The sequence below is a fragment of the Mesorhizobium sp. M0815 genome (genome assembly GCF_040319995.1).
Lineage (GTDB): Bacteria > Pseudomonadota > Alphaproteobacteria > Rhizobiales > Rhizobiaceae > Mesorhizobium.
The window spans coordinates 55,851-69,757 of sequence record NZ_JAMYOU010000029.1 but is presented as its reverse complement, the minus strand read 5'-3'; the positions used below and the strand labels follow the sequence as shown (position 1 = coordinate 69,757).

Annotated in this window: 11 protein-coding genes, 1 tRNA gene and 1 pseudogene; 7 read left to right on the top strand and 6 right to left on the bottom strand. The window is 60.9% G+C overall.

Annotated features, from left to right (window positions below):
- The 3 genes from NKI01_RS25270 to NKI01_RS25260 all read right to left on the bottom strand — a co-directional run.
- Positions 1-1,216 (bottom strand): calcium-binding protein (locus NKI01_RS25270; protein WP_352965097.1); only part of this gene is annotated, 1,216 nt, incomplete at its 3' end.
- A gap of 635 nt (positions 1,217-1,851) precedes the next feature.
- Positions 1,852-1,926 (bottom strand) — tRNA-Gln (locus NKI01_RS25265).
- 122 nt (positions 1,927-2,048) lie between these two features.
- Positions 2,049-2,393, bottom strand: a complete 345-nt coding sequence (locus NKI01_RS25260; RefSeq protein WP_352919139.1) for a VOC family protein — start codon at positions 2,391-2,393, stop codon at positions 2,049-2,051.
- Between the two features lie 186 nt (positions 2,394-2,579).
- Between NKI01_RS25260 and ppdK the strand changes: the two genes are divergently transcribed.
- Positions 2,580-5,258, top strand: a complete 2,679-nt coding sequence (gene ppdK / locus NKI01_RS25255; protein ID WP_352965094.1) for a pyruvate, phosphate dikinase — start codon at positions 2,580-2,582, stop codon at positions 5,256-5,258.
- Positions 5,259-5,451: 193 nt separating this feature from the next.
- A pseudogene (locus tag NKI01_RS25250) lies at positions 5,452-6,188 on the top strand (polysaccharide deacetylase family protein).
- On the opposite strand, the gene NKI01_RS25245 reads toward NKI01_RS25250, so the two are convergent.
- Entirely contained in the window at positions 6,189-6,578 is a 390-nt protein-coding gene (locus NKI01_RS25245; protein ID WP_352965092.1) for a DUF427 domain-containing protein, read from the bottom strand.
- Between the two features lie 125 nt (positions 6,579-6,703).
- Positions 6,704-7,090 carry a hypothetical protein gene (locus NKI01_RS25240; RefSeq protein WP_352849297.1) on the bottom strand — a complete coding sequence of 129 codons (387 nt, stop codon included), beginning with the start codon at positions 7,088-7,090 and terminating at the stop codon, positions 6,704-6,706.
- Between the two features lie 178 nt (positions 7,091-7,268).
- Here NKI01_RS25240 and NKI01_RS25235 point away from each other — a divergent pair, with 178 nt between their 5' ends.
- Both NKI01_RS25235 and NKI01_RS25230 read left to right on the top strand, forming a co-directional pair.
- Positions 7,269-8,897 (top strand): fatty-acid--CoA ligase, encoded by a 1,629-nt coding sequence (locus tag NKI01_RS25235; protein WP_352965090.1) that lies wholly within the window; start codon positions 7,269-7,271, stop codon positions 8,895-8,897.
- A gap of 83 nt (positions 8,898-8,980) precedes the next feature.
- A complete protein-coding gene (locus NKI01_RS25230; protein WP_352919129.1) occupies positions 8,981-9,766 on the top strand; it encodes a DUF1499 domain-containing protein in 786 nt (261 codons plus the stop codon).
- A 13-nt stretch (positions 9,767-9,779) separates the two neighbouring features.
- On the opposite strand, the gene NKI01_RS25225 is transcribed toward NKI01_RS25230, so the two are convergent.
- The gene (locus NKI01_RS25225; RefSeq protein WP_352965088.1) at positions 9,780-10,688 is read right to left on the bottom strand and encodes an MBL fold metallo-hydrolase; all 909 of its coding nucleotides are present in this window, start codon (positions 10,686-10,688) and stop codon (positions 9,780-9,782) included.
- A gap of 114 nt (positions 10,689-10,802) precedes the next feature.
- On the opposite strand from NKI01_RS25225, the gene NKI01_RS25220 reads away from it, so the two are divergent.
- The 3 genes from NKI01_RS25220 (at position 10,803) to NKI01_RS25210 (ending at position 13,857) form a co-directional block, all read left to right on the top strand.
- Positions 10,803-11,393, top strand: coding sequence for a biotin transporter BioY (locus tag NKI01_RS25220; RefSeq protein ID WP_352919125.1), 591 nt, complete (start codon positions 10,803-10,805; stop codon positions 11,391-11,393).
- 398 nt (positions 11,394-11,791) lie between these two features.
- On the top strand, positions 11,792-12,394 hold the full coding sequence (gene nusG, locus NKI01_RS25215; RefSeq protein WP_352965086.1) for a transcription termination/antitermination protein NusG: 603 nt from the start codon (positions 11,792-11,794) through the stop codon (positions 12,392-12,394).
- A 143-nt stretch (positions 12,395-12,537) separates the two neighbouring features.
- Positions 12,538-13,857, top strand: coding sequence for a UDP-glucose dehydrogenase family protein (locus tag NKI01_RS25210; protein ID WP_352965083.1), 1,320 nt, complete (start codon positions 12,538-12,540; stop codon positions 13,855-13,857).
- Positions 13,858-13,907: the final 50 nt, after the last annotated feature.

Here is a 13,907-nt window from a genome sequence, read left to right as displayed (position 1 = left end):
CCGACCCGGCCGAAAGGACATGGCTCACCGAGGTGAACACCCTGTCGGTGCCGCCAGCCGCTGCCTCGAACACCCGGTCTGCGGCATTGTCGACGTGGTAGGTGTCATTGCCGCCATAGCCGACCATCTTGTCAGCGCCACCGAGGCCGTTGATGACATTGGCGCCGGCATTGCCCTGAATGGTCTGGGCGAACTCGTTGCCTGTAAGATTGATGGCCGTCGTGCCGGACGGATTGCTGGTGGCGAGAAGCTCGATTTCCGACCCAGCCGAAAGGACGTGACTTACGGAGGCGAGTGCTTTGTCGGTGCCGCCGCCCGCCGCCTCAATCTCCTTATCGCGGACGTCATCGACATAATAGGTGTCATTGCCACCATAGCCGATCATTGTGTGGCCGCCGGCCCCGTGAAACACATCGTCGCCGCTGGTGCCATACAAGGTGTCGCTTGTGTCGACGGGAGGCGGAGTGGTCCCCGTCGTTGCAAGGTTGTGTTCCCGGAAAACGGCCTGCAGTTCCGAAGAGCTCTCCAACGCTGTGTCGCCTCGCTGCGAACCCCAGGCGTATGCGTAGTCGAAGGCAGGTGACGGAACCAGCTTGGCCCAGTGCTCCATCATGGTTTCCATCTGGGCGGCGGTGGGCACGACATATTTGCCACCCATGTCGGTGTTATACTCGCCACCTCCAAACGCCTGGTAGCCCGGAACGATCTGGCTCGTCGGGATGCCCGATGCCTGAGCGGCGGCGACGAATTTATCGATCATGTTGTAGTCGACCGGGCCATCGGTGCGGACGGGATAGACATCTATGCCGTAGTAATCGATACCCGTATTGGCGGGATTGTACGTGCCCCTAAAATCCGGATTCGCCGACGTCCCCAGGCTCATCATTGTGATGTAGGTCTTGGCGCCTGGAAAATGCTCATGGATCCAGTCGGATTCTGCCTTCAGATTGGCAGCAGAGGCGTAGGTACCCCATTGGCCGGTGGGATCCGGCTCGTCGACAAGGAAGAACCCAAATACGTTAGGATTGCCGAGGAAAGGAGTAACCTTGTCGATAAAGGATTGGGTTACGCCGTTGGCCTCGTCGAGGTAGACCAAGCCTTTCATGCCCTCTGGCAGCTCGTTGACCTGGTCAACATATTGCACGCTAGCCAGATTGAATCCGGCTTTTGCAATGTCCGTGCCGGATCCGCCCGACGTGTAATGGAGAGTCGCCATCCATAATCCCTCATTCTGATTCGATAGCGCCCCGCGAAGGTCTGCCTACTAGAAGGTGTATATTAGCGCCAAATCACATACCTGCACGCCCTGATAGAATGGTTGATCGGTGGCAGGATTTTGACATTGAGGCGAAAAATATACTTCTTGGTAGTCGGATTTTTTTATAAAAAGCAAATTAAGTTTCAGAGATATTCCCCGTCTACTCTGAAAGGTGTTTATTTGATAGTTTCGACAATACTATTTGTTAATGGTGATACATAAGAAACATGTTGAGCGATTATTAAAATATAACTTAAATGCTATTAAAAGTTAGCCTAAACTTGCGAAGGTTGCCATAAAAGAAGCCTTCGAGGTATTTATGGGTTTGAAGAAGAGAGAAAAAGATGATATTTTGACTATGAAAGTCTTCAGGCAATAAGATAGAATGCCAGGGCACGGCCAGCAAAACAGCTTTTCTCCACAATATGCATTTGCCTGACGGCCAATTGAGCTGACATTAAGCTAAGATGCCAGCCGGATCGCGCTCTCTGCCGGCGACACCAATTTGTTGTGGACAGATGCCGCAGGTGCCAATCCGCGACCAAGGTGTCTGCAACTGAGATTACGACTCGGGATCGTCTGAATCGGAGAATTGGCTGGGGCGCCAGGATTCGAACCTGGGAATGTCGGTACCAAAAACCGATGCCTTACCACTTGGCGACGCCCCAACAGCCGGAGCGTGCCCGCTGTGCGCGCGGCCTTATAGGACGAGCCGGGAGAAAGCTCAATGCCGACATATCGACTATGCACGACCGACCCACCAGTTTTGCAATCGTCACTTTGAACGGACCTATTCACTCCACACCGCCACTTCATTGCCGGCCGGATCGACGAAATGGAACCGCCTGCCGCCGGGGAATGAAAAGATCGGCTTGACGATGGTGCCGCCGGCATTCTCAACGGCGCTCAATGTTTCCTCCAGCCTTTCGGAATAGAGCACGGGCAGCGGCTTGGCCGGTGCATTTTGGCCATCCGCCTGAAAACCGCCGTCAAGCCCTTCGGCAAAGGCTGAATAGGTCGGCCCGTAATCGGTGAACGACCACGAGAAGGCCGCGCTGTAGAAAGCCTTCACGCTGTCCAGCGTTCCGCCTGTCGCCGGCATTTCCAGATAATCGAGCTTTCCGGTCATTCTCATCGTTCTGCCTTTTGTTCATGTTATGTTCTACAGTAAGGCTTTCCAAAAAGCAAGTCTTTTCGGCGCAGCTTTTCATTAATCGATTGTAGAGGCCGGCCGGCTTGGTCGATGCCTTGCCTTTCGCACTGCAGCATCATATCGCTCGATTTGCCAATATTTCCAATCTCCTGCAACCGGGGAGCAAGCATGACCAAGTGGGTCTACACCTTTGGCGACGGCGCCGCGGAAGGCCGTGCCGGCGACCGCAATCTGCTCGGCGGCAAGGGCGCCAATCTTGCCGAAATGTGCAGCCTGGGCCTGCCGGTGCCACCGGGGTTCACTATCACCACCGAGGTCTGCAACGCCTATTACGCCAACGGCCACGCCTACCCGGCCTCGCTGGAGGCGGACGTTGCGGTCGCCCTCGACCATATCGGCCGGCTGACCGGGCGCCGTTTCGGCGATCCGTCGAAACTGCTTTTGGTGTCGGTGCGCTCCGGTGCCCGTGCTTCCATGCCCGGCATGATGGACACCGTGCTCAATCTCGGCCTCAACGACGAAACGGTGGAAGCACTGGCCGCCGATTCAGGCGATGCGCGGTTCGCCTATGACAGTTACCGCCGCTTCATCCAGATGTATTCCGATGTCGTCATGGGCCTCGACCATGAGGTCTTCGAGGAAATCCTCGAAGACCAGAAGGGCGGCCTCGGCCATGAGCTCGACACCGAGCTGACAGCCATCGAATGGCAAGGCGTGATCGCGCTCTACAAGGCCAAGGTCGAGGAGGAGCTTGGCAAGCCGTTTCCGCAGGATCCGCATGAGCAGCTCTGGGGCGCTATCGGCGCGGTGTTTTCCAGCTGGATGAACAACCGCGCGATCACCTACCGGCGCCTGCACGACATTCCCGAAAGCTGGGGCACGGCGGTCAATGTCCAGGCCATGGTGTTCGGCAATATGGGCGATACCTCGGCCACCGGCGTTGCCTTCACCCGCAATCCGTCGACCGGCGAAAAGCAGCTCTATGGCGAGTTCCTGGTCAATGCGCAGGGCGAGGATGTCGTTGCCGGCATCCGCACGCCGCAGAACATCACCGAGGCGGCGCGCATTGCCGCCGGCTCCGACAAGCCGTCGCTGCAGAAGCTGATGCCGGACGCCTTCCAGGCTTTCGTCAGCATCTCCGACCGCCTGGAAAAACATTACCGCGACATGCAGGATCTCGAATTCACCATCGAGCGTGGCAAATTGTGGATGCTGCAGACCAGGTCCGGCAAGCGCACCGCCAAGGCGGCGCTGAAGATTGCCGTCGACATGGCCAGGGATGGACTGATTTCGAAAGAAGAGGCCGTCGCGCGCATCGATCCGGCCTCGCTCGACCAGTTGCTGCATCCCACAATCGATCCAAAAGCGGCGCGCGACATTATCGGCGTCGGCCTGCCGGCCTCGCCGGGCGCTGCGACCGGCGAGATCGTGTTTTCATCGAACGACGCCGAGGAGGCCAAGACGCAAGGCCGCAAGGCGATCCTGGTGCGCATCGAGACCAGCCCCGAAGATATCCATGGCATGCACGCGGCCGAAGGCATCCTGACGACGCGCGGCGGCATGACCAGCCACGCCGCCGTGGTGGCGCGGGGCATGGGCAAGCCTTGCGTTTCGGGCGCCGGCTCGCTGCGCGTCGACTACAAGGCCGGCACGCTGATGGCGATGGGCGCGACCTTCCGCAAGGGCGATATCATCACGATCGACGGCGGCAACGGCCAAGTACTGAAGGGTGCCGTACCGATGCTGCAGCCGGAACTCTCGGGCGATTTCGCCGCCATCATGGAATGGGCCGACGGCGCGCGCCGCATGAAGGTGCGCACCAACGCCGAGACGCCGCTCGATGCCCGCATGGCGCGGTCCTTCGGCGCCGAAGGAATCGGGCTTTGCCGCACCGAGCACATGTTCTTCGACGGCGACCGCATCGGTGCCATGCGCGAGATGATCCTGGCCGATACGGAAAAGGACCGACGAACGGCGCTGGCCAAGCTGTTGCCGATGCAGCGCTCGGATTTCCTCGAACTGTTCGAGATCATGGCCGGCCTGCCGGTAACGATCCGCCTGCTCGATCCGCCGCTGCATGAATTCCTGCCAAAAACGGAGGAGGAGGTGGCCGAGGTCGCCGCCGCCATGAACGTATCGCCGGACAAGCTCCGGCGGCGCACCGAAGCGCTGCACGAGTTCAATCCGATGCTCGGCCATCGCGGCTGCCGGCTTGCCGTCTCCTATCCCGAAATCGCCGAGATGCAGGCGCGCGCCATTTTCGAGGCGGCCGTCGAGGCCGGCAGGAAGGCCGGCGCGCTGGTGGTGCCGGAGATCATGGTACCGCTGGTCGGACTGGTGAAGGAGCTCGACTTCGTCAAGGCGCGCATCGATGCCGTCGCCAAAAGCGTCATGCAGGAAACCGGCGTCAAGATCGATTACCTCACCGGCACGATGATCGAACTGCCGCGCGCCGCGATCCGCGCTCACGTCATAGCCGAGGCGGCCGAATTCTTCTCCTTCGGCACCAACGATTTGACCCAGACCACCTTCGGCATCTCGCGCGACGACGCGGCCTCGTTCCTCGAGACCTACCGGCAAAAAGGTATCATCGAGCAGGATCCGTTCGTGTCGCTCGACATAGAGGGCGTCGGCGAGCTGGTGCGGATGGCGGCCGAGAAGGGCAGGGCGACGCGGCCCGACATCAAGCTCGGCATTTGCGGCGAACATGGCGGCGACCCGGCCTCGATCCATTTCTGCGAGAAGGTCGGCCTCGACTACGTCTCGTGCTCGCCCTACCGGGTGCCGATCGCCAGGCTGGCCGCCGCGCAAGCGGCGGTGCAGGCTGCGAAGGAGGGTCGCGGATAGGAGCCGCGCGATCCTTTTCACGTACGGTTAAGGACGTGGAGCACGCATTGTGACCTCTCGCTTGCCAAAGGTCAGGCCCGCGGTCAAATTGCCGCTGCCGACGCTTTTGCAGGGGCATCGTCCCGATTTCCGCCTTGATGCCGGTCTTGGGGTCGCCGCTTCAACTTTGATCTGGCCGACCCGGAAATAATCAATGCGCCTGTTCCAAAAGCATTTTTGCGCAGTTGCGATATCGCTGTGGGCTGTTTCGCCTGGCAACGCCCAGTTGCTCGTCGAACCGACGCTGCACATCAAGCCCGACGCAGGCAGCGGCCGCGTCGCGCTGACGCTCGATGCCTGCGGTGGAAAGACCGACACACGGATTCTCTCGGCGCTGGTGGAAAACAAGATTCCCGCCACCATTTTCGTCACCGGCATCTGGCTGAAGCACAACGCCGCCGCCGTCGAGATCATGCGGGCGCATCCCGACCTGTTTGAATTGGAAAACCATGGCGGCCGCCACGTCCCGGCCGTCGACACGCCGCAAAAGATCTACGGCATTCGCAGCGCCGGCAGCCCGCAGGCCGTGCTGGCCGAGGTCGAATCCGGTGCCGCCGCTCTCGCCGTGACCGGCGAGCCGGCGCCGAAATGGTTTCGCGGCGCGACCGCCGAATACAGCCCGTCGGCAATCGCGATGATACGCAAGCTTGGCTTCAAGATCGCCGGCTTCTCGATCAACGGCGACGGCGGCTCATTGCTCGGTGCAAAAGAGACCGCCCGGCGCATCTCGGCAGCAAAGACGGCGATGTCATCATCGCTCACATCAACCAGCCGACCCATGCGGCCGGCGAAGGCGTAGTGCAGGGGCTTTTGGCGCTGAAGGCCAAGGGCCTCACCTTCGTCCGGCTCGATGATGCCGACGGTGTCGGCAATGAAGGCACCACCGACTGATCAGTCGGGCGTAGCCTCGATGGTCACCTTGCTTGGATAGAATGCGCCGTGATCGCGGATATCCGCCATCTCGTCGTAAGGCTGCTCATAGGCCCACATCGCATCCTTGCCTGCATCGGCGGCGGGCAGCACGCTCCAATAGCTGGCATCGCCCTTGTAGGGGCAATGGGTCGAGTGCTCGGTCTTGCCAAGCTGGTTGAAGTCGATGTCGTCGAACGGAATGTAGAAAACGGGGGGATAGGGCGATTCGGTCAGCACCTTGACCATTCTGGACGAGGCGATGACGACATCGCCGGCGCGCACCGTCACTGTGCCCTTATAAGGCTCAACGGGGATGATCTTGCCCGGATTGCGCTGAAAGCCGGGTGACGGGTTTGCGATCTGGTCCATGCGGATCTCCTTGCCTCAACCCCAAATGTGTCTGGCAAGCGCGTTGTGCAAGACCTGCCTGCCGCGACGCCAAAGCGTCGCCCGCGGGGGCAAGTCTCACCTGTTTCTTCCGCTTTGCCGAAAACTCAGGCGGCGGCCTGGAATGCGTCCATCAGCCCGGCATAGGCGGCGGCAATGCCGGCCACCGGATTGGTGCTTTTCGAGGTGGTCTCGACCTTCAGCGCACCACCGCTGGCAGGCAAGGTGAGCAGCAGGAACTGGCGACTGCCGCCATCGCCGACGCAGGCGGCAGCGACGTGCTGGCTTTCGCCCTCGTTCTCGACGCACATCTTGAACAAGAGCGTGCCGCCGACCGCTTCGAGGGCGCCACCGACGACCTCGACGAATTCATCTTCGGAAACAGTTTTGGCGTCGGGCACCAGATCGGCCTGCGCGACATCGGCCGCCACCAGATCGGCCAGACTTTCGGCAAGCGTATTTTCGAGGGCTTTGTCGTCCAGCTGCGCGTCCATGCGAACCTCTTTCATTCGCCAATCGCGCCCCGCCCGTTAATCAACGTTAACGCCGAGCATGGCCGGATTGTGGCGAATTTCGGCTCATTTGGCTCTATGCACCGCTCCAGCCCGGTTCTGGCTGGACAATCCGCCGGTTCGTCCCACAATGGCGCAAAAAAATAACAGGAGGAACAAGATGCTCGGGCTGATGCAGGAATGGCCGCTGCTTTGCCACAAGCTGATCGACAACGCCGAGCGGCAGCACGGCAGCCGCGAGATCGTGTCGCGTTCGATCGAGGGGCCGATCGTGCGCAGCACATATGCCGAAATCCATGATCGTGCCCTGAAGGTCGCCGAGCGGCTCGAGCGTGACGGTTTCGGGCTTGGCGACCGCATCGCGACCCTGGCCTGGAACACCGCGCGCCACATCGAGGCCTGGTACGGCATCATGGGTGTCGGCGCGATTTATCACACGCTCAACCCGCGGCTCTTTCCCGAGCAGATCGCCTGGATCATGAACAATGCCGAGGATAAGGCGATCTTCGTCGACCTGACCTTCCTGCCGCTGCTTGAAAAGATCGCCGGCGCGGTCAAGTCGCTGAAGCAGGTTATCGTGCTGACCGACAAGGTGCATTTGCCCGAGACTGCGCTGCCCAATGTCGTTGCCTATGAAGAATGGCTTGCTCAAGCCGACGGCAACTTCGCCTGGAAGACAGTCGATGAAAACACCGCCGCCGGCATGTGCTACACCTCGGGCACGACGGGCGACCCGAAGGGCGTCCTCTACAGCCATCGTTCGAACGTGCTGCACGCCATGATCGAAGCGATGCCCGACGCCATGGGCCTGTCGTCGCGCGATACCATATTGCCGGTCGTGCCGATGTTTCACGCCAATGCCTGGGGCCTTGCCCAGAGCGCGCCGATGATTGGCGCCAAGCTGGTCATGCCCGGCTGCAAGATGGATGGCGCTTCGATCTACGAGCTGCTCGACACCGAGAAGGTAACCTTCAGCGCCGCCGTGCCGACGGTGTGGATGATGCTTCTCCAGCATCTGGAAGAGACCGGCAAGAAACTACCTTATCTGCAGAAAGTCGTCATCGGCGGCGCGTCCTGTCCACGCGCGATCACGACGAAGTTCCAGGACAATTACGATGTCCAGGTCGTCCACGCCTGGGGCATGACCGAGATGTCGCCGGTCGGCACGCTGTGCACCCTGAAGCCGGACTATGCCGGGCTGAAGGGTGACGCCCGCCTCGCCGTCCAGCAGAAGCAGGGCTTTACGCCGTTCGGCATCGAAATGAAGGTAACGGACGACGACGATAACGAACTGCCATGGGACGGCAAGACCTTCGGCCGACTCAAGGTCCGCGGGCCGACCGTCGCGCGCGCCTATTATGGCGGCATCGGATCCGAACAGTTCGATGAACAAGGCTGGTTTGATACCGGTGATATCGCGCATATCGACCCCGGCGGCTACATGCAGATCACCGATCGCGCCAAGGACGTGATCAAGTCTGGCGGCGAATGGATCTCGACCATCGAGATCGAGAACCTCGCGGTCGGCCATCCGGACGTGGCGGAGGCCGCCGCCATCGGCATTCCGCATTCCAAATGGGGCGAGCGGCCTTTGCTCGTGGTCGTCCGCAAGCCGGGCAGGGAGCCGACCAAGACGGACATCCTCGCCTTCATGGACGGCAAGGTGGCGAAGTGGTGGATGCCGGACGACGTCGCCTTTGTCGGCGAAATCCCACACACCGCTGCCGGCAAGATCCAGAAGATTACCTTGCGTCAGCAGTTCCGGGATTATCATCTGCCGACGGATTGACTGGAGATGCGGCGTCTTTGTGCCTTCAAGCCGCCGCTGAAAGGCACTATGCCTTTGTTCGGGTTGGGGCAGCGCGGAAAGCAATGACGGTAATTGCCGAGCGACAGACATCGAGGGCTGCCGGTTGGTCGCGGCGCACCGGCGCTTTTTCGGCGGTCCTGCTGCTGACGGTGCTCATCGGCTACCGATATGACCTCGTCGAGACGCCGACATTCCTGTGGGTGCTCGGCATTGTCGCGTTGCTGGCGGCGTTTGCGCTTCTGTTCGCCGGGTTTGCCTTTGCGCGATTGTGGAATTTCGGTGATCGCGGCGGCCACGACCTGACCGCCGGCGCCTTGCTGGCGCTTCTGGTGCTCATCCCTTACGCTGTCGCGGCCTATTGGGCAGCGACCTATCCGCCGCTGCGCGACATCTCGACGGATTTCGACGACCCGCCGGCGCTCGATATTTCTACCCGGACAATGGATATGAACGAGCTTTTGCCGCCGACACCCGGCGAGCAGCGCCTGCAAACCGAAGCTTATCCGCTTGTTACCGGACGCAGCTACACCTTGCCTTTCGACCGCGTTCTGGAGGCGGTCAAAACCGTGCTCGATCGGCGGGGCTGGCAACGCGCGGCGCCATTTCCCGACGCAGCAGGGCAAAGCGACGTGACGGTCGATGCGCTGGCCAAGAGCTTCCTGCTTGGCCTTCCCGCCGATGTCGCCATCCGCGTGACCGACGATGGCGACGCGGTCATTGTCGATATGCGCTCGGCCTCGCGTTACGGCCGCTACGACCTTGGCGACAATGCAGCGCGCATCACCGATTTCCTTGCCGAGCTCGACCAGGAAGTCGCCGGCCAGGTGGGCGTGGCGCCGGCAGAATGATATCCGAAGGCTACTACTTTGCCGGCGAATAGATGCCGTCAATAGCCGGCGCGCCGTCGGTGTGGACCAGACCGCGCGCCACCAGGTCTTCCAGATGCGCAAGCACCGACAGGCCGGCCGCGCCATGCAGGCGCGGATCGGTATCGCGATAGATCGCCTCCACCATAATCCTGATCGTGCGGTCGCCGCTGTTGATCCGCTCCAGAATCGCCCGTTCGCGCATTTTGCGATGCCTTTTCAATCCGCGCATGAAGTTGCGCGGTTCGATCACCGGCCCGCCATGACCCGGCAGCAGCAGCCGGTCGTCGCGCTCGATCAGCCGATCGAGCGATGTCATGTAGTCGGCTATGGCGCCGTCCGGCGGCGCGACGATCGTGGTTGACCACGCCATGACGTGATCGGCCGAAAAAAGGATGCCAGTCCCCTCCAGTGCGAAGGCCGCGTGATTGGCGGTATGGCCGGGCGTCAGCACCGTCCGGATCGCCCAGCCGTCGCCATCGATCACCATATCGTCCGGCAGCGGGATGTCTGGAACGAACTCGATATCGGCGCTGGCATCGAGCGGATTGACCTCGCCGGGTTGCAACGGCCGCGCCGGGCGATGCCGGCCTTCCGCCAACGTCACGGCACCTGTGTGCTGCTTCAGTCGTGCCGCCAGCGGCGAATGGTCGCGATGCGTGTGGCTGACGAAGATATGGCTGACCGGCCTGGTCCCGATCGCTTCGAGCAGCGTTCGAAGGTGCACCTCGTCATCCGGACCCGGATCGATTACAGCCAGCGTCTCGCGCCCGACGATATAACTGTTGGTTCCGTGAAAGGTGAACGGGCTTGGATTGCGGGCCGTGATCCGAAGCACGTCTGGCGCAACGGTCACGCCCCGACCATAGGCCGGGTCGAAGCTGGTATCGAATTTCAGCGCCATGCGAACGTCGCGACCTTTTTTGGGGGGAGGGCAAAACCGATTGCCGCATAGCACGGAAGCCAATATAGGAAAACGCAAGGCCGCGTTCGGCGGCAATCCGGAACGGGGAAGACCATGGCAATTGCAACGACGATGCGTCCGCTTATTTCTCTCGCTCTGCCTGAAAAGGGCGCGGCCCGGCTGGCGGGCCAGCTTTTGCTGGCGATCGCCGGAACGCTGCTGCTGATCTTGTCGGCCAAGACGAAGGTTGTGCTCGGACCGGTCGATATCTCGATGCAGACGCTTGCTGTCTTGCTGATTGCCGCCGCGTTCGGCATGCGCCTCGGCGTCGCCACGCTGCTTCTCTACATGGCCGAGGGCGCACTGGGCGTTCCGGTCTTCCAGAGCACGCCGGAAAAAGGCATCGGCATTGCCTACATGCTCGGTTCGACCGGCGGTTATCTGGCCGGCTTCGTCGTCATGGCGGCGATCGTCGGCTGGGCCGCCGACCGTGGCTGGGATCGCCATCCTATCAAGCTGTTCAATGCGATGCTGGTGGCCGAGATCGTCATGATGGCGATGGGCTTTGCCTGGCTGGCACTGTTGATCGGCCCGGAAAAGTCGTGGCAGTTCGGTGTGCTGCCCTTTATCGTCGGTGATCTGATCAAGGTCGCGCTGGCTGCGAGCCTGGTGCCGGCTGTCTGGTCGTTGCTGAAGCGTTCGTGAAGCCGGTCAAGAATCGGCATCGCTGTGCCTTGACCTCGGTCCCGCGGCTTACTGGCAGTTGTGTCTCGGTGACGGCCTGTCGAAACAGCTTTTTATCGCAAACCGGAATGGCTCCGCAGGTATCCTGCCGCCGGCGGGCGCAACGAGATGCTGGCGACCCGTCACATTAGCTTCAAGTCGGTCGACTAAGCACCGGGACAACCGGGGTCGCCGCGCCAATGTAACCGAAGAGCTACGCGTCACAGCGAATTGCCCGATGTCGGGCAGCTGAAAAAGAAGCGGCTCGATGATTATTTAGGCACAGCTAATTCATGGACAATTCGCAGGCAATTTTTTGATGAACCGTCCTGATTCTCGCGGCATGGTTGCTTGCTGGCATCGACACACTGTCGTAACCCTTGGCGCCGACATGGCCGCCCGCCCTGAGAGGGAGACACGTGATTAGCGCGGAAAAAACGACGAACAAGGCGAACATCCCGTCGCCGCAGCCGACCGCCGCGCCGGCAACCCGCTGGTACGCTGCTTCGGTCTTTCCTGGAAAGGAGCATGTCGCCGAACGGCATCTCCGGATCCAGGGATTTCAGCCGTTTGTGCCTCGCTACGAGAAAACCGTGCGTCATGCCCGGCGGCTCGAGACACGGTCCGCAGCTTATTTCCCGGGTTATATGTTCATCGCCCTCGACCTCGCGCTGCAACGTTGGCGCTCCGTCAACGGAACATTCGGTGTGCGCTCCCTCGTCACGCAAGGCGACCGGCCTTTGCCGGTCCCCTCGGGTCTGGTAGAGCGCTTCGTTGCGTTAACCGGCAGGCACGGCCTGCTCGATTTCAGCGGCGGCCTCGCAGCCGGTGCTTCGGTCCGGATCCTTTCCGGCCCTTTCGCGGAAATGATCGGTCGCCTTGACCGGCTCGATCCAGCCGGAAGGGCTCGGGTTCTGGTGGCCATCATGAATGGCGAGATCCCTGTCGACCTTGATGCCAGGGATCTCGTAGCAATCGCATAAATCGCCAACGTCTAGTTGCGGCGAGGCGATGCAAATTGTTGTAGGATGGGCTCTCGGGTTTTCACCCGGGAGTGCGGTAGCCGTCCTTTGGTAATAGGCTGTCCGGCGAGATCGTCTCATCGGCGCTGAATGAGAAACGCGATATGCGAATAACAATGATTGGCGCCGGCTATGTAGGGCTCGTCTCGGGCGCCTGTTTCGCCGACTTTGGCCATCAGGTCTGCTGCGTCGATCGTGATGCGGAAAAGCTTGCCATGCTCAAGCTCGGCAAGATACCGATCTACGAGCCTGGCCTCGACGACCTCGTTACAACCAACACTGCGCAAGGTCGCCTGCGTTTCGACGACAATCTGGCGGATGCCGTTTCCCAGTCGGATGTCGTATTCATTGCCGTGGGGACGCCGTCGCGGCGTGGCGACGGCCATGCCGATCTGTCCTTCGTCTACGACGCGGCCGCCGAAGTCGGTCGCGCACTCAAGGGGTTCACGGTCGTGGTGACGAAATCGACCGTTCCTGTCGGTACCGGCGATGAAGTGGAACGGATCATTCGCGAGCAAAATCCAGCCGCCGATTTTGCGGTGGTCTCCAATCCGGAATTTCTTCGCGAAGGATCGGCCATCGAGGATTTCAAGCGGCCCGACCGCATCATTGTCGGGACCGATGCAGAACGGGCCAAAGCCGTCATGGGCGAGATCTACCGTCCGCTCTCGTTGAATGTCGCGCCGATATTCTATACGAGCCGGCGTACGGCGGAGCTTACCAAATATGCCGGCAACGCGTTTCTGGCCATGAAGATCACCTTCATCAACGAAATTGCCGATCTCTGCGAGCGGTTGGGAGCCGATGTGCAGGACGTTGCGCGCGGCATCGGCATGGACAACCGCATCGGCGCAAAGTTTCTTCATGCCGGGCCGGGCTACGGTGGCTCCTGTTTCCCGAAGGATACGCTGGCGCTGGTCAAGACCGCGCAGGACGCGGCAAGCCCCGTGCGGCTTATTGAAACGACGGTCTCGATAAACGACCAGCGCAAACGGGCGATGGCGCGCAAGGTGGTCGAGGCCTGCGGCGGATCGGTTCGCGGCAAGACCATCGGTATTCTCGGCCTTACCTTCAAGCCGAACACCGACGACATGCGCGATGCCCCCTCATTGGCCATCATTCAGGCACTCCAGGACGCAGGCGCTTCGATCAAGGCCTATGATCCGGTGGGCATGGAGCAGGCGCGCAAGATGATCGAGGGCATTGAATTCGGGGAAAGCGCCTATGCGGTGGCTGACGGCGCGCATGCTATCGTCGTCGTCACCGAGTGGAATGCGTTTCGGTCGCTGGATCTCAAGCGGCTCCGTGCGCTCATGGCGACGCCGGTGATGGTCGACCTGCGAAACGTCTACCGCGGCGAGGACGTCGTGAAGGAAGGCATAGCCTATTCAAGCGTTGGCCGAGAGCGGCATCCTGTCCAGTAAATGTCCAGCAACCTGGAGTTCGAATTGCCAGGGTTCTGCAGAGAACATCT